This window comes from Stenotrophomonas sp. KH_036_B (assembly GCF_057839485.1).
In genome coordinates, this window is record NZ_CM174491.1 from 2976489 (window position 1) to 2992184 (window position 15696).

Sequence of the window (15696 nt, forward strand, 5' to 3'; positions counted from 1 at the left end):
GGATCGTTCATGATGAACAAACCCCTCAAAATCCTGCACACGGAAGCCGCCAAGGGATTCGGCGGCCAGGAAATCTATATCTACCGGCACATGCTGGCCATGCGCGAGCGTGGCCACGATGTCTCGCTGCTGTGCCAGCCCGGCGCGCGCCTGGGGGAGATGGCGCGGGAGGCCGGCTTCACCGTGCACGCACTGAAGATGGGCGGACTGCTGCGGCTGCTGCGCGGAATCTGGTCGGTGTCGCGGCTGGTCAGGCGCAACGCGTACGACGTGGTCAACACCACCAGCCGCCGCGATGCACTGATTGCCGCCGCCGGTGCGCGCCTGGCCGGCGCGCCGCTGGTGGTGCGGTCACGGCATCTGATGAGCCCGGTCAACTCGCTGCTGACCTATACCGGGCTGCCGCATCGTGTGCTGACGGTGAGCAGCTTCGTCAAGCAGCTGCTGGTCACCCGCGGCATTGCCGATGGGCATGTCGGCATCGTGCCGCCGATCGCGGTGCCCCCGCAGTGGTCGCAGGTGGAGAGCGGCGATGCCTGGCAGTGCCTGCAGGACACGCGCGCGGACGTGCGCCGCGAGCTCGGCTTCGACGAAGATCAGATCGTGGTCGGTTGCGTGGCGGTACTGCGCGAACCCAAGGGCCATGCCGACCTGCTCCGCGCGATCGCACCGCTGTGCCGCCAGCATCCGAATCTGCAGCTGGTGATCGTCGGGGACGGCCAGCCGGTGATGGACACGCTGGCGGCGCTGCGCGAGACGCTGGGCATCGCGGCGCAGGTGCACCTGCTGGGCTATCGCCTGGGTGCCTGCCGGCTGATGACGGCCTTCGACCTGTTCGCGCTGGCCAGCCACAAGGAAGCGGCCGGCACAGTGTTCCTGGAAGCGGCCTACGTGGGGGTGCCGATCGTGGCCACGCGGGTGGGTGGCGTGCCGGAAATGCTGGTGGAAGGCAGCAACGCGCTGCTCGCGCCGCTGGGCGACGAAGCGGCGCTGACGCGGGCGCTGCAGACGCTGGTGGAACAACCCGAGCGCCGCCGGCAGATGGGCCGCGCGGGCTGGGAGTGGATGCACAGTGCACACCGCTTCACGCCGACCGGGCACTCCGAGGCGACCGAATACTATTACCACCAGTGGCTGAAGGAGCTGGGCTATGGGCAACGCTAGAACCGTACCGGTGCTGATGCACCACCACGTGTCGCCGTCGCCGGGCATGATCACGGTGTCGCCGGAGAACTTCGAGAGCCAGATCGCCTGGCTGGCGCACCACGGCTGGACCTCGCTGACGCTGGAGCAGTACGCCGGCTTCCTGGCGGGTAAGCCGGTGCCGCGCAGGTCGATCGTGATCACGTTCGATGACGGCTACCTGGACAACTGGGTGTATGCGCATCCGATCCTGCAGAAATACGGAATGCACGCGGTCGTGTTCGTGGTCACCGGCTGGATGGGCGACGGTCCGCCGCGGCCGCATGCCGGCGAGGCCGGCGCAACCTTGCCTGACACGCCCGACCACCGTGGCTGCGAGGCGGCGATCCTGCGCGACAACCGCTGCGACGATGTGATGATGCGCTGGAGCGAAGCGCGCGCGATGATCGCGGCAGGCACGTTCGAGGTGCATTGCCACACACATACGCACACGCGCTGGCTGAAGCAGGACATCAGCCGCGAACAGAAGCGCGAGGGCATCACGCGCGACCTGGCAATGGCGAAGGCGGTGCTGCAGGAGCAGCTGGGCGCGGTATCCGACACCCTGTGCTGGCCCTACGGTGATTTCGACGAGGATTACCTGCCGATCGCACGCGCGCAGGGCTTCCGTTACCTGCACACCACGCACCCGTTCGGGCGCAACGTGGTGGGCGGCGATCCGGAACACATCTACCGCTTCGCCATCCGCAACCGCCCCGCCAGCTGGCTGCGCAAGCGCATCGCCTGGAGTTACCACCCGCTGATCGCACCGGTCTTCAACCGGTTCAAGGCCAGGCAGAAGAAGATGGTGCCGGGGCCGTAGTGCCACGCCCTGCGTGGCTCGCTTCCTGCACAAAAAAACCCGGCCGAAGCCGGGTTTCTCATTACGCTGCGGCGGCCGCCTTCACCGCGCCGGACAGGCTGTCCAGGGTGGCCTGCATCAGCTCGGCTGTGTCGGCCTCGACCGTGACGCGGACCACCGGCTCGGTGCCGGAGGGGCGCAGGAACGCGCGGCCGCGCCCCTTGACCGCCTGCTGTGCGCTGGCCAGTGCGGCCTGCACCGTATCGGCCTGCACGATCGCCTTGGCCGATACATCGCCCAGGCGCACGTTGACCGTCTTCTGCGGCACCTTGGTCAGACCGGCCAGCGACTCGCGCAGGCTCTTGCCTTCGCGGCGCAGCACTTCCAGCACCTGCAGCGCACTGACGATGGCGTCACCGGTCGTGGCGCGGTCCAGGCACAGCAGATGGCCCGATGCCTCGCCGCCCAGCACGCCACCGCCTTCGACCAGCGCCTGGTGCACGTAACGGTCACCGACGTTGCTGCGCAGGAACGGAAGACCGATGCGCTCCAGGGCCTGTTCCAGGCCGAAATTGGTCATCAGCGTGCCAACCACCGGACCGCGCAGGCGGCCCGTGCGTTGCCACGAGGGGGCCAGCACGTAGAGCAGGTCGTCGCCGTCCACCGGGTTGCCCTGGTCGTCGGCCATCAGCACGCGGTCGCCGTCGCCGTCGAAGGCAATGCCCAGATCGGCACCGACCTCGCGCACCTTCGCGGCGAGGTTGTCGATATGCATCGAGCCGACGCCGTCGTTGATGTTCACGCCGTTCGGCTCGGCACCGATCGCGACCACGTTGGCGCCCAGCTCGCGGAACAGCAGCGGCGCGATGTGATACGTCGCGCCATGCGCGCAGTCGAGCACGACCTTCAGCCCGCGCAGGTCGAATGCGCGCGGCACGCTGGCCTTGCAGAACTCGATGTAGCGGCCCACCGCATCGCGGGCGCGGGCGGCCTTGCCCAGGCGGTCCGATTCGGCGGTGGTGAATTCGCCGTCCAGCGCCGCTTCCAGCGCCAGCTCGGTGGCGTCGTCGAGCTTCTCGCCATCGGCGGAGAAGAACTTGATGCCATTGTCATAGTGCGGATTGTGCGACGCACTGATGACGATGCCGGCATCGGCACCCAGCGTGCGGGTCAGGAATGCGACGGCCGGGGTCGGCATCGGGCCGAGCAACTGCACGTCCGCGCCCGCCGCGACCAGCCCGGCTTCCAGCGCGGCCTCGAACATGTAGCCGGAAATGCGCGTGTCCTTGCCGATCACCACCACCGGGCGGTGGCCCGGGCGATGGCCGTTGCGTTCGGTCAGCACGCGGCCCAGCGCATTGCCCAGCCGCAGCACGAAGTCGGCCGAGATGACGCCCTGCCCGACCCGACCGCGGATGCCGTCGGTGCCGAAATACCTGCGCGCACCCATCAGGCAGCCGCGTCCGGTGCGGACTGGCGGCCCAGCATGGCCAGCAGCTCAGACAAGCGGTCGCGCAGTTCGCGGCGGTCGCAGATCTGGTCGATGGCACCATGCTCGAGCAGGAACTCCGAGCGCTGGAAGCCTTCCGGCAGCTTCTCGCGCACGGTCTGCTCGATCACGCGCGGGCCGGCGAAGCCGATCAGCGCCTGCGGCTCGGCGATGTTGATGTCGCCCAGCATCGCGAACGACGCCGACACGCCCCCAGTGGTGGGATGGGTGAGCACCGAAATGTACGGCAGGCCAGCGTCGCGCAGGCGACCGAGCGCGGCGGAGGTCTTGGCCATCTGCATCAGCGAGAACAGGCCTTCCTGCATGCGCGCGCCGCCGCTGGCGGAGAAGCACACGTAGGGCGCGCGCAGTTCCACGGCCTTTTCGGCCGCCAGCGCGAAGCGCTCGCCGACCACCGAGCCCATCGAGCCGCCCATGAAGGCGAAGTCGAAGGCCGACGCCACCAGGGGGCGGCCCTTGAGCAGGCCCTGCATGGCGATCAGCGCGTCGTACTCACCGGTGTTCTTCTGCGAGGCCTTGATACGCTCGCTGTACTTCTTCTGGTCCTTGAACTTGAGCAGGTCCGTCGGGCCCAGGCGTGCGCCGATCTCGCTGGTGCTGTCGGCATCGAACAGCGCAGCCAGGCGCGCGCGCGCGCGGATCGCCATGTGGTGGCCGCACTTGGGGCAGACTTCCAGGTTCTCTTCCAGCTCCGGACCGTAAAGCGCGCTGCCGCAGCTGCTGCACTTTTCCCACAGGCCCTCGGGGACGCTGCGCTTCTTGCTGGGGACGTTGTCGGTGCGGATGCCCGACGGCATCAACTTGCTGAGCCAACTCATGCGGGATGACACTTCCGTTCAGGGCGGCCCGGAGGCCGCAAAGGCGGACAGTCTAGCTCACCCGTTCCGTGGCCGGGACCCCCTGCTCCAGGGGTAACGCCGGCGTGAAAACCATGCTGGGCCGTACGTTGCGGCTGTGGTGCCGGCCGCTGGCCGGCTCCTCACGATATCTGCAGAGGATACGGTAGTGCCGGCCGCTGGCCGGCTCCTCACGATATCTGCAGAGGATACGGTAGTGCCGGCCGCTGGCCGGCTCCTCACGATATCTGCAGAGGATACGGTAGTGCCGGCCGCTGGCCGGCTCCTCACAATGTCTGCAGAGCCGGCCAGCGGCCGGCACTACGCGTCCAGGGCTGCGCGCAACGGCTGCAGGAAGCCGCGGGCGACGCGGGCTGCGGCGTCGGCATCGGGCGTCTCGCCCAACGCCGCCACCAGGGCGCTGCCGACCACCACGCCATCGGCTTCGACCGCCATCGCTGCGGCACTGGCCGCATCCTTGATGCCGAAACCGGCCACCACCGGCACCGTCGATCGGCTGCGCAGGTCACGCAGGCGCGCGCCCGCAGCGCTGCTGTCCAGCCGCTCGGACGCACCGGTGACACCGGCGAAGCTCACGTAATAGAGGTAGCCGCGGGCCATGCCGGCCAGCAGGTCCAGGCGCGCGTCTGCCGTGGTCGGCGATGCCAGCAGGATCAGCGCCAACCCGGCGGCGTTGAAGATCTCTTGGGTTTCGGCCGCCTCTTCCGGCGGCAGGTCGACCAGCAGCACGCCATCCACGCCCGCCGCGATGGCGGACGCGGCGAAACGCGCCGTGCCGTGGATCTCCACAGGGTTCAGGTAGCCCATCAGCACCACCGGGGTGGTCGTATCGTCACGGCGGAACGCGCTGACCGTTTCCAGCACGTAGCGCAGGCCCGCGCCACGGGCCAGCGCGCGTTCGGAGCTGCGCTGGATGGTCGGGCCGTCGGCCATCGGATCGGAGAACGGCACGCCGAGTTCGATCACGTCGGCGCCTGCCGCGGCCAGCGCGTGCATCACCGGCACGGTCGCCTCAAGCCCCGGGTCGCCCGCGGTGATGAAGGGAATCAGCGCCTTGCGGCCGCTGCTGCGCAGGCGGGCGAAACAGGCATCAATACGGTCAACAGGCATCTCAGGCACATCCTTCAATCAATTCAACGGCGCCACTGGCGCCCCAGTACAGCTTCGATATCGCCCCGTCGAAGATCTCCAGCCGGATCGCCAGATCCGAGCCGGGGTCCTGCCAGGTCAGGTATTCACCCGTTTCCGGGTCGTAGGCATGCGGCGTGCGGGTGCTGCCCGGCGGCAGGTGCCTGAGCGCCGCGTCGCGCGACATGCCCAGGCGCAGCCCGAACGGGCCCGGCTGGGCAATGGCCTCGGATGAGCCGTCGATCGTGTCCAGGTCGAAGCGCTGCACGTGGTCGTCCTCGACCATCATCGACACACCTTCAGGCAGGCTGCCGCGCTCGTAGTACTCGCAGGCGCCCTTCCCCAGCCCATCGCTCAAGCCCGCCGAATGCCAGGGGCCGTCGGCGTCGAGCTCACTGAAGCGCTGGCCCACCAGCACCTCGCCGGCATGGTCCAGCGCCACCGAGACCACCGCAGGCGCGTGATCGTCGGCCGCTGCCGCATCCGGGCCGTCCTCGAACGGACGGTTGGCCACCCCGTCGTCGTTGCTGGCCGGCGCGCGCGCGGGCGCGATGGGCGCCGGTGCCGCAGGCGCGGCGGCCAGTACCGGCGGGTCCGGCGGCGTGCAGGCGGTCAGGCCGACCACGATCAGCAGCGCACTTCCCTGGCGCAGCATTGGGTTCACAGGACGAGGCCCTCGCGTGCCGCGATGGTATGCACGTCCTTGTCGCCGCGGCCGGACAGGTTGCACAGCACCAGCTTGTCGCGGGGCAGTTCGCGCGCCAGCTTGATCGCCTGGGCCACGGCATGGCTGGACTCCAGCGCGGCCAGGATGCCTTCGCTGTGCGCCAGCTGATGGAACGCCGCCAGTGCCTCTTCGTCGGTGATGCCCACGTACTCGGCGCGGCCCGTATCGGCCAGGAACGCGTGCTCGGGACCGACGCCGGGATAATCCAGGCCGGCCGAGACCGAATGGGTTTCGATGATCTGCCCGTCGTCGTCGCAGATCACGTAGGTGCGGTTGCCGTGCAGCACGCCCGGGCGGCCGGCGGCGATGGAGGCGGCGTGGCGGCCGGTTTCGATGCCGTCACCGGCCGCTTCGGCACCGACGATGCGGACCTCACGATCGTTGAGGAACGCATGGAACAGGCCGATGGCATTGCTGCCGCCGCCGACACAGGCGGTGATCGCATCGGGCAGGCGGCCGTAATCGGTGAGCATCTGCGCGCGTGCCTCGCGACCGACGATGGCATTGAAGTCCCGCACCATGCGCGGGTACGGATCAGGCCCGGCAACGGTGCCGATGATGTAGAAGGTGTCGCGCACGTTGGTGACCCAGTCGCGCATCGCTTCATTGAGCGCGTCCTTCAGCGTGGCCGAGCCGGAGGTTACCGGCACCACCGTCGCGCCGAGCAGCTTCATGCGGTAGACGTTGATCTTCTGCCGTTCGATGTCGGTGGCGCCCATGTACACCACGCATTCCAGGCCCAGGCGCGCGGCCACGGTGGCGCTGGCGACGCCGTGCTGGCCGGCGCCCGTCTCGGCGATGATGCGCGTCTTGCCCATCCGCGAGGCGAGCAGCGCCTGGCCGATGGTGTTGTTGATCTTGTGCGCGCCGGTATGGTTCAGGTCCTCGCGCTTGAGCAGGATCTGCGCGCCCCCGACCTGCCGGCTGAGCCGCTCGGCGTGATAGATCGGGCTGGGCCGGCCCACGTAGTGGGTCAGGTCCTTGTCATAGGCGGCGATGAAGGCCGGGTCGCGGCGCGCCTCGTCATAGGCCGCGGCCAGCTCCTGCAGCGGCCCGATCAGGGTTTCGGCGACGAAACTGCCACCGTAGCGGCCGAAATGGCCCTGCGCGTCGGGGTAGGCGTGGAAATCAGCGATGGGGGATGCGGGGGATGCGGACATGACGCGACAGCCGGATGGAGACAGGCTGACAATTTAGCGCACATATCCGGACCGGAATATCGATATTATCTGCGATGAACCGTCAGGAAAACTCACATGACCGAGACACCCCTGCCGCCGCTGAACGCCCTTCGCAGCTTCGAGGCCGCCGCCCGCTTGGGCGGCGTGGGACGGGCCGCCGAGGCCCTGCACGTCACCCACGGCGCCATCAGCCGCCAGTTGCGGCTGCTGGAGGAGCACCTGGGGGTGGCGTTGTTCGAGCGCGATGGCCGCGGCCTGCGCCTCACCCGCGCCGGCGAGCAGCTGCAGACCGCCTGCGAGGGCGCGTTTGCCCAGATCCGCCAGGCGGTGGACGGGCTGCACCGACGGCAGCGGTCGGAGGCGCTGGTGCTGGGCTGCAGCGGCAGCATCCTGGCGCGCTGGATGATTCCACGCCTGCCCGCCCTGCAGGCCGACCTGCCACAGCTGCCGCTGCACTGGTCGGCGCAGGACGGTGCGTTCACCGACCACCAGCAGGGGCTGGATGCGGTGCTGCTGCTCGCCCAGCCGCCCTGGCCGCGCGGTTGGAACGTGCGCGAACTGGCGCCCGAACGCGTCGGCGTGGTGGTGAGCCCGCAGCACCCGGCCGCCGCACGCCTGCGCGGGCAGCCGCCGCAGGCACTGCTGGCCGAACCGCTGCTGCACACCACCTCGCGCCCGCATGCCTGGCCGGACTGGGCGGCGTCACACGGGCTGGACCCTTCCGGACTGGAGCTGGGCACCGGGTTCGAGCACCTGTATTACCTGCTGGAGGCGGCGGTGGCCGGGCTGGGCGTGGCGATCGCGCCGGAGCCGCTGGTGGCCGATGAGCTGGCGGCGGGACGGCTGCTGGCGCCGTGGGGATTCGGCGCGACGGGCGGGTTCTGGGTGTTGGCCACGCCGGAAGGCAAGGCCGATGCGCGGGTGGATGCCCTGGCGGACTGGTTGCGCGGTCAACTGGATCGGTGAGGCGCAGCCACGCAGGGCGTGGCTCTACCGGATGCGGGCCCGCGCTACACCGTGGGCTGCGCCAGGCGTTGCTGCACGTCGTCGCGCAGGCGCGCCAGTTCCACCTCGGCCTGCTGGCGCTGCTGCATGCCTTCGCGGTGGATGTTGCGCACTTCCTCCACCGTGGCGATCAGCTGGTCGTGGGCATGGCGCAGGGTGGCCACGTCGATCACGGCGCGCTGGTTGGCCTTGGCGGTTTCCACCGAGGTCTGGCGCATCAAGTCGGCGTTGCGGCGCATCAGGTCGTTGGTGGCATCGTCGATCGCGTTGGACAGCTCCACCGCGTTCTTCTGCTCGCTCAACGACAGCTGGATCGCGAACTGGCGCTTCCACGACGGGATGGTGATGTCGCGCACCGTGTTGAACTTCTCGATCAGCTGGATCGCATTGGCCTGGATCAACCGGATCATCGGCAGCGACTGGTCGGCCGCATGCTGCATCACCACCAGGTCGCCCACGCGCTTGTCGAGCAGGCGGATCGCGTTGTCCAGCTCACCCTGCCGGATGCGGACCTGCGGGTCCTCATTGCCCACATTGGCCTGCTGCTCCACGCGCAGCTCGGCCAGGCGCCACTTGCCGGCGGCAATATGCAGGCCGAGTGCATGGCGTTCTTCGCGCACGATGTCGTGCATGCGGTCGAACTCGCCCACGCGCTGGCCCATCAGTCCCTGCTGGCTGCCGACGTCACCGAGCAACTGCTCGATCTGGCGGTTGGTGTCGCTGAACTTCTGCACCAGCTCGCCCTTGGACGCGCGCAGTTTGTCGATCAGCCCGCCGATCACCGGCACCTTGGAACGTTCGGTCAGGCCCTCCAGCTTGAGCGTGCGCGCAATGCGCACCACTTCGCCGAGCTTGTCGCCGCTGGCATCCAGGTCGCGGTTGCGCACCTGGTCGAGCAGCTGGCTGGAGAACGCCGCGGTCTTGGCGGCCGCATCGCGCCCGAACACCTGCAGGTTGCCCGGGCGGATGTCCTCCAGCCCGCGCCCGATCTCGGCGATGCGCGGCAGATCCTCGCGGACCAGGCCCAGGGCCTGCAGCGTGGCGTCGTCCACGGTGTGGGTCGTTACGGCCAGCGCCGAGCTGTCCTGGGTGTCCTGGGTCATGGATGGATCTCCTTGAAGGGGCAACAGAGGGATGCGTGGATCATTCCAGTCTAGCCTGCGCCGAGGCGACCTCGGCGGCGATCTGCGCCTGCAGCCGCGTGGCCTCCGCGTTGCGCTGGCGCTGGCCGTCGGCATGGCGTGCCAGCATGGCCTGCTGCCAGGCGGGCACCAGCAGGTCGGCGATACGGCGGAAGCGGGCGAGCAGCGCCTCGTCCTGCGCCAGCAGCAACCGCCACTGCGCGGCCTCGGTCTGCTGCAGCGCGGCCAGCCGGCGCAGGTGATCGACGCGTTGGGCGAGGACCGCCTGCAGGGCGTCGGGCAGACCCGACGCCTGCTGCGCACCTGCCGCCGCCCAGGTGTCGAGCGCCAACGCACCGTCCTGTGCCCGGCCCAGGGCTGACTGGCGCAGCGCGCCCTGCGCGTGCAACGCGCGTGCGCAGTCTTCGGCCTGCACCAGCAGCAGGCCCAGCCGCGGTCGCCACGTGTCGCTGTCCAGCTGGTGCTCCACGTCGCGGCCCAGCAGGCGCCCCCACCAGCCGGTCTGCCGGCGCAGCTGGTCGGGATCCGCCGACTGCAGCGTCCGCGCGATCTGTGCCAGCACCGCAATCAACCCGTGCCCGCCAGCGACGTCTGCGGCGGGACATGCCACATCACGTGCGGCCATTGCCTGCAGCAGCACGTCGCCGTATCGCGACAGCACCGCCGCGTCGGCGGCCACCGTGGCCGGCGGTGCCGGCAGCGCAGGCAAGGCGGGCGTGCTCATGCAGGGGGGTCACCGCCGCCGCGCTCCCAACGGGGCGGCAGGCTCGATTCGCCATAGAAATGACGCATCAGCGCCTCATCCAGGGCGCGCTCCTCCGGCGTCGCGGCGCGCTTGGGGCGGGCGCCGATGCGTGGGGCCGGCCCGTTCTCCATCTGCTGACGCACCCAACCGGCCAACAGCGCCAAGGTCTCCCCCGTGCGCTGCTGCTGCTGATGCGAGTCGCCGAGCAGCTGCACCAGCGGTGCCAACCCGGCCTGCAGTCCGTCGGCGAGCGGTTCGGCCAGCGGCGGTGCCGCTACCGGCGCCACCGGCACGGCGGCGGCCGGCACCGGTTCCACGCGTGCGGCCGACAGCCGTTCCAGCGCGGCCAGCAGTGCCGGCCAGGGTGCCGGTTCCGCGGCGGCCACCGGTGACGGCGGCGGCAGCTGCAGCGCGCTGGCGATGTCGGCCAGCTGCGCCACCACGCGGCCGCCGACATCGGCGTCGCCGGCCCCCATCGACTTGTTGCGCAGGAAATCACGCTTGATCTGCTGCCAGCGCTGCGCCTGCTCCGCGTCGAGCGTGGCGCGCAGTTCGCCCAGCTTGAGCAGGTTCTCCTCCGCGCCAGTGGTCAACAGCTGCGCTTCGCCCGTGTAGTGGTCGGAGAGCAGCTGCTGCAGCTCGGCATCGTTCATCACCGGCGAGATCTTCTCGGCCAGCTTGTTCATGTTGCGGTAGCTGCCCTGCAACCGGAACGGCGGCTCGGTACGGTAGCGGTCGTCCTGCGCGGCGCTGGCGATGTACTGCTGGTTGACCCGGTAAACCACATCGCGCACACGCAGCATGCGCTGCAGGGTGGCGACGATCTCGTTGATCTCCGCACCGCTGTAGGCGTGGCTGAGCGCGTTGGTCGACACCTCCTTGCCCATCGCACGGTCCACCAGCAGGTACAGGTCGGCCATCTCGCGGGTGGCCAACGGTGCCAACACCGGGTTGGAGGTGAGGCTGTTTTCGATGTAGCTCAGGGTGAAGGCATCTTCCATGCCGCCCAGCACGTCGCCCAGGTTGTAGATGTCGGCGCGGTTGGCCAGCATGTCTGGAATCTTGAACACCTCGCCAGACTCGGTGTACGGGTTGCCGGCCATCACCACGCAGAACTTCTTGCCGCGCATGTCGTAGGTGCGCGTGCGACCCCGCCACACGCCTTCGATGCGGCGGGTGCCGTCGCAGAGTGAAATGAACTTCTGCAGGAACTCCGGATGGGTGTGCTGGATGTCGTCGACATACAGCATGGTGTTGTTGCCCATCTCCAGCGCCAGGTTGAGCTTCTCCAGCTCCTGCCGCGAGGTGGCGTCCGGGGCCTGTGCCGGATCCAGCGAACGTACCTCGTGGCCCAGCGCCGGGCCGTTGATCTTCATGAAGACCAGGCCAAGGCGGTGCGCCACGTACTCCATCAGCGTGGTTTTGCCGTAGCCCGGGGGCGAGATCATCATCAGCAGGCCCATCAGGTCGCTGCGCTTGTTCTCGCCCACGGTGCCCATCTGCTTGGCGAGGTTGTCGCCGATCACCCCGAGGTAGACATCGTTGATCAGCTTGTTGCGGACGAACGACGACAGCGGGCGCGCCTTGAACTCGGACAGCCGCAGGCTGTCGCGCTCGCGGCCGATGATGCGCTGGCGTACCCCCTGGTAGGCCTGGAAGGCCGGCACGAAGGTATCCACATGGTGCTGGAAGCGCGCCAGGAAATCGTCCAGCGACAGCGACAGGCGCCCCTGCACCACCCGCGCATGTTCGCCCAGCAGGCCGTCCACCTGCACCAGCAGGGCGACGTCGCTGGGGCGGTGCCGCACCGAGCGCTGCACGAGCAGCAGCGCGGCCGCTTCGTCGACATAGCCGGCATGGTCGGCGAACGCCGGCAGCCGGCACAGTGCGCGCAGCCATTGCCCCGCCAGTGCCCAGCGCAGCGCCAAGGGGTCCTGCTCGCGCTGCAGCGCGCGTTCGAACGCCTCGCGCTGGCCCGCCGCCTGCAGGTGCTGGGACAGTGCCTCCAGCAGCGCATGCGCATAGCGGCTGGTGCTGAACACCGGTTCGCCTGCCGACAGCTCCGCGCCCAGGTAGGCCGCGGCCGCCTGCGGATCGGACGTGTCCAGCGCCAGCTGCCGCGCGTCAACGAAGGCGGACAGCGCGGTGGTCATTTCCGCGCGCAGCGCCTGCTGGCCCTCGCGCGAGCCAAACAGCTGGGCGATGGCGTCGGCGCCGGCCTGGCGTGCCGGCCACTGCGCCACAGCGTCGCTACGCTGCTGCGCCGCCCAGAACAGCAGGGCCAGCGCACGTGCACGCGGCGCGTGCAGCAGGGTCCCGGCCGCCTGCTGCAGCGGCAACAACGCGCGCAGGATCAGGCACGCGTCGTGATCGTGGATGCCGCGTTCGTAACCTTCGCGGTAGCGGGGCGCGGCGAAGTCGCGCACGATCCGCTCCAGCGCCTCGGGCTCGGCCGTCGCATGCTGCAGCGCCGCCAGCTCCAGGCCATCGCGGCCGTCCATGGCCGCCTGCAGGACGCTGCCGGCCAGGTATTCGCCGCGGTACAGCGCCGCCGATTCCGAATCCAGCCCGACCTGCCAGTACGCCTTGAGCGCGGCCAGCTCCGGGTCGTGCAGCGTCTCCAGGAAGTCGGTGCCGGTCAGGTGGATGGCGAGCTCGTCGCCGCGCGGCAGCAGGGTCAGGTCCAGCGGCTGGGTGTTGACGCTGAAGCGATGGCGCGGTCCCAGCCGCACCACGTTGCCGCCGGCCTCGAACAGATCGCTGCGATCGCGCAGCGCGCGCACCGCCTGGTCACGCACGCCCTTCAGGCGCGACTCGATGTCGTCGGCCTTGACGCTGTCGCGCAGCTCGCGCAGACGCTCGGCCAGTTCGCGCAGTTTCAGTACCAGCGGGTCGCCGGCGAAAAAGGCATTGAGTTCGTCGGCGCTGGCGAAGCGCTCGGTACGCTTGGCCAGGCCGTCCAGAATGCGGCTGGCCGCGTCCAGGACCGAACGGGCCTTGCGCTGGCGCTCGTCGAGCAGCGCCTGCTTGTGGGTTTCAAAGGCCTCGATCAGCTCCTCGCGCTTGGCCAGGATGTCGCCCAGGAACTGTTCGTGCTCACCGAACTGGCTCTCCAGCTCCTCCAGCTGCACCAGCAGCCGCGACATCTGTTCGTCGGCACGCTCGGGATCGGTGGCCATCGCCAGCGCGCTGGTAATGGCCTGCGAGAACAGCGCGAACTGGGCCGCGAACTGGGCCACGGCCTCGGCCGAACCCAGGCTGCGCCGCCGCTGCTCGGCGCGGGCACGGGTCTGGTTGAGGCGGGCATAGACGGCGGAGATGGCCTCGACCACGCGCGTACGTGCGGTGGCATCGTCCACTTTCAGCCCGGCCATCAGGCCAGACAGCATGTCCAGGTCGGCCGCCATGTCGCGCATGCCGGCCAGTTGTTCGTCCAGCACCCGCGCGCTCTGCGCCTGTTGCGCCGCCTCGTCCAGCACCTGCAGGCGGTCGACCAGCGGGGCGAGCGCGGCGTCGCCGGCAAGGAAGCTGCCGGTGGCCGCGCCGATCGCATCGTGCGCCTGTTGCAGCGCCGCGGTCATCGCATCGATCAGGTCGGTGTCGATGTAGCGGAAGTCGCGGATGGTCAGCAGATGCCCACGTTGGGTGGAGATCGCATTGAGCGCCTCGACGAAGGCCTGCACCTCGGTCCAGTTCTCCGGCTGCAGGCGCGCCAGCAGGGCCTTCTGGCTCGACTGGGCCTGCGCCATGGCCTGCGCCGACTGCTGCCGGATCGACTGGACCTTCTCGTACTCGTCCAGGACCGACTCGCCGGTACCGCTGATTTCACGCAACAGGCCGGCGGCGCCATCGCACTGCGCGTCGTCCAGCCAGTGGTGCGCATCGAACAGGCGCCGGGTGTCCTGCACAAGCCGCTGGTAGCGCTGCACGGAGACGTCGTCGCCTTCGATGGTGCGGGCCAGGTCGAACAGGTTGGAAATGCCGCGAACCAGTTCGGCATTGCCGATGCGGCCCATGAAGGTGTTGCCCGGCGGCCGGCTGGCGGCGAACTCGTCGCTGCTGAAGGGAGTCTGCCAGACCTGCATCGGGTGGATGCGGGTCGGCTCGGTGCCTTCGGCATGGAACAGCACCATGCGCCCGTCGTGCATGAAGGCGTAGCCATGGCCGAACACCGGCACCTGCAGGATGCGCTGGATGGTGTTGTACACGAACAGCGCCGAGCGCCCGCCTTCGCGCTCATAGAAGATGTACAGCACGTCTTCGCCGTTGGGCGAACGGATGGCGCGCTTGAACTGCATGCCCTGCATGGCCGCGTCGAACGCCTTGTGCTCGCCGCTCTGCAGGTAGTAGCCCCCGGGGAAAATGATGCCGTGGTCTTCGGGCAGCTGCACGCAGGCCTGCACGATCGCATCGTTGCGCACCAGGGTGCCGGTGAGCGTGTTGTAGATCAGGCCGCGCCAGACGGTCTCGCGGTACGGCAGCACCTTGAGCAGGACCAGCGAGCCCACCCGGGCGAAATCGAACTGGGCGTCATCCAGCGACTGGGTGCTGTCGTCCACCGGCTCGCTGTAGATGCCCTGCCCGCTTTCGGTGTTGTTCTCGACCTTGATGGTGAGGTCGCCACCGGTGGTTTCGACGAACAGGGTGTCGAGGATGTTCAGGTGCGCATGGCGGCCGTTGACGGCCATGTCGCGCGTGGCACGGGTCCATTCGAAGTCGAACGGCGGCGGCAGCGCAATGTCACGTTCGCCGCGCGCGTCCAGGTAGGTCAGCGCACCGTCGCGGGCCAGCGCCCAACGGAACACGCGCACGTCGCTGCTGCGCTCGCCGATCTGGAAGGCGGCCAGCAGCTTGTCGCCAATGACGATCAGCTGCAGCAGGCGCGCATGCTTGTAGTACGCATACAGCTCGCTGAAGTCGTGGACGAAGCCGGGTTGGGCCAGGAAGCTGCCCTTCGCTTCGACCGGCACCACGTCGTAGCCCTCGCCGGTCTGCACCAGCCGGTACAGGCCGAACACATCTTCGACCCGGGTCTGGGTCTTGAGACCCAGAAAAACGTTGTAGCCGAACAGCAGCAGATCGGGGCCGACCTGCACGATGTCGCGGCCAACACAGTTGTTCTCGCTGCGGATGCGGAAGCGCCCGATGACCTCCAGGCGGCTGTCGCCGAACTCGGCCAGCCGCTGCCGGTTCAGGGCATCGGCAAGCCCGCGCAGGCGGGTGCCCTGCTCGCCCAGGCGGCGGCGCAGCACTTCATAGGCACCGCCCTGGGCAACGGCCTGGTCGACGGTGGCAGTGGCAGTGGCATCCGGCGACGACGGCTCGGGACGGTTGGCGTTCTCAGACATCGGCTTCCTTCCGGCTCACGGACAACCGGCCGGACAGGCCGGCCGGAGGTGGTGCGGCGGTGGCCCGTG

The 15696-nt window shown here is 69.1% G+C and carries 11 protein-coding genes; 3 read left to right on the top strand and 8 right to left on the bottom strand.

The window, feature by feature from the left end; translation table 11 throughout:
- The first annotated feature begins 12 nt into the window (after window positions 1-12).
- Both AC3ITN_RS13375 and AC3ITN_RS13380 read left to right on the top strand, forming a co-directional pair.
- Window positions 13-1164 carry a glycosyltransferase family 4 protein gene (locus tag AC3ITN_RS13375; protein ID WP_489390814.1) on the top strand — a complete coding sequence of 384 codons (1152 nt, stop codon included), beginning with the start codon at window positions 13-15 and terminating at the stop codon, window positions 1162-1164.
- Window positions 1151-2005, top strand: coding sequence for a polysaccharide deacetylase family protein (locus AC3ITN_RS13380; protein ID WP_489390815.1), 855 nt, complete (start codon window positions 1151-1153; stop codon window positions 2003-2005). The genes AC3ITN_RS13375 and AC3ITN_RS13380 overlap by 14 nt, the downstream gene beginning before the upstream one ends.
- 61 nt (window positions 2006-2066) lie before the next feature.
- On the opposite strand, the gene glmM is transcribed toward AC3ITN_RS13380, so the two are convergent.
- The 5 genes from glmM to trpB form a co-directional block, all read right to left on the bottom strand.
- Entirely contained in the window at window positions 2067-3434 is a 1368-nt protein-coding gene (gene glmM / locus AC3ITN_RS13385) for a phosphoglucosamine mutase (RefSeq protein ID WP_489390816.1), read from the bottom strand.
- Window positions 3434-4312, bottom strand: a complete 879-nt coding sequence (gene accD, locus AC3ITN_RS13390; RefSeq protein WP_313344545.1) for an acetyl-CoA carboxylase, carboxyltransferase subunit beta — start codon at window positions 4310-4312, stop codon at window positions 3434-3436. Before accD ends, glmM begins: the two co-directional genes overlap by 1 nt.
- 339 nt (window positions 4313-4651) lie before the next feature.
- On the bottom strand, window positions 4652-5461 hold the full coding sequence (gene trpA / locus AC3ITN_RS13395) for a tryptophan synthase subunit alpha (RefSeq protein WP_313344543.1): 810 nt from the start codon (window positions 5459-5461) through the stop codon (window positions 4652-4654).
- 1 nt (window position 5462) lies between these two features.
- The gene (locus AC3ITN_RS13400; protein ID WP_489390817.1) at window positions 5463-6143 is read right to left on the bottom strand and encodes a hypothetical protein; all 681 of its coding nucleotides are present in this window, start codon (window positions 6141-6143) and stop codon (window positions 5463-5465) included.
- Window positions 6140-7366 (bottom strand): tryptophan synthase subunit beta, encoded by a 1227-nt coding sequence (gene trpB / locus AC3ITN_RS13405; protein ID WP_489390818.1) that lies wholly within the window; start codon window positions 7364-7366, stop codon window positions 6140-6142. Before trpB ends, AC3ITN_RS13400 begins: the two co-directional genes overlap by 4 nt.
- Window positions 7367-7462: 96 nt before the next feature.
- On the opposite strand from trpB, the gene AC3ITN_RS13410 reads away from it, so the two are divergent.
- Window positions 7463-8353 carry a LysR family transcriptional regulator gene (locus tag AC3ITN_RS13410; RefSeq protein WP_489390819.1) on the top strand — a complete coding sequence of 297 codons (891 nt, stop codon included), beginning with the start codon at window positions 7463-7465 and terminating at the stop codon, window positions 8351-8353.
- 44 nt (window positions 8354-8397) lie between these two features.
- Here AC3ITN_RS13410 and AC3ITN_RS13415 read toward each other — a convergent pair whose 3' ends face one another.
- Genes AC3ITN_RS13415 through AC3ITN_RS13425 form a run of 3 tightly spaced genes read right to left on the bottom strand, consistent with a single transcriptional unit; the run spans window position 8398 to window position 15627 of the window.
- Window positions 8398-9495, bottom strand: coding sequence for a toxic anion resistance protein (locus AC3ITN_RS13415; RefSeq protein ID WP_489390820.1), 1098 nt, complete (start codon window positions 9493-9495; stop codon window positions 8398-8400).
- A 40-nt stretch (window positions 9496-9535) separates the two neighbouring features.
- Complete coding sequence (locus AC3ITN_RS13420) at window positions 9536-10258, bottom strand: hypothetical protein (RefSeq protein WP_489390821.1); 723 nt, start codon at window positions 10256-10258, stop codon at window positions 9536-9538.
- Complete coding sequence (locus AC3ITN_RS13425; protein ID WP_489390822.1) at window positions 10255-15627, bottom strand: DNA repair ATPase; 5373 nt, start codon at window positions 15625-15627, stop codon at window positions 10255-10257. The genes AC3ITN_RS13420 and AC3ITN_RS13425 overlap by 4 nt, the downstream gene beginning before the upstream one ends.
- Between the last annotated feature and the right edge of the window lie 69 nt (window positions 15628-15696).

Bases quoted from the DNA above. Each gene is read 5' to 3' on its own strand.
- AC3ITN_RS13375 (WP_489390814.1), top strand. From the start codon at position 13: ATGAACAAACCCCTCAAAATCCTGCACACGGAAGCCGCCAAGGGATTC.
- AC3ITN_RS13380 (WP_489390815.1), top strand. From the start codon at position 1,151: ATGGGCAACGCTAGAACCGTACCGGTGCTGATGCACCACCACGTGTCG.
- glmM (WP_489390816.1), bottom strand. From the start codon at position 3,434: ATGGGTGCGCGCAGGTATTTCGGCACCGACGGCATCCGCGGTCGGGTC.
- accD (WP_313344545.1), bottom strand. From the start codon at position 4,312: ATGAGTTGGCTCAGCAAGTTGATGCCGTCGGGCATCCGCACCGACAAC.
- trpA (WP_313344543.1), bottom strand. From the start codon at position 5,461: ATGCCTGTTGACCGTATTGATGCCTGTTTCGCCCGCCTGCGCAGCAGC.
- trpB (WP_489390818.1), bottom strand. From the start codon at position 7,366: ATGTCCGCATCCCCCGCATCCCCCATCGCTGATTTCCACGCCTACCCC.
- AC3ITN_RS13410 (WP_489390819.1), top strand. From the start codon at position 7,463: ATGACCGAGACACCCCTGCCGCCGCTGAACGCCCTTCGCAGCTTCGAG.
- AC3ITN_RS13415 (WP_489390820.1), bottom strand. From the start codon at position 9,495: ATGACCCAGGACACCCAGGACAGCTCGGCGCTGGCCGTAACGACCCAC.
- AC3ITN_RS13420 (WP_489390821.1), bottom strand. From the start codon at position 10,258: ATGAGCACGCCCGCCTTGCCTGCGCTGCCGGCACCGCCGGCCACGGTG.
- AC3ITN_RS13425 (WP_489390822.1), bottom strand. From the start codon at position 15,627: ATGTCTGAGAACGCCAACCGTCCCGAGCCGTCGTCGCCGGATGCCACT.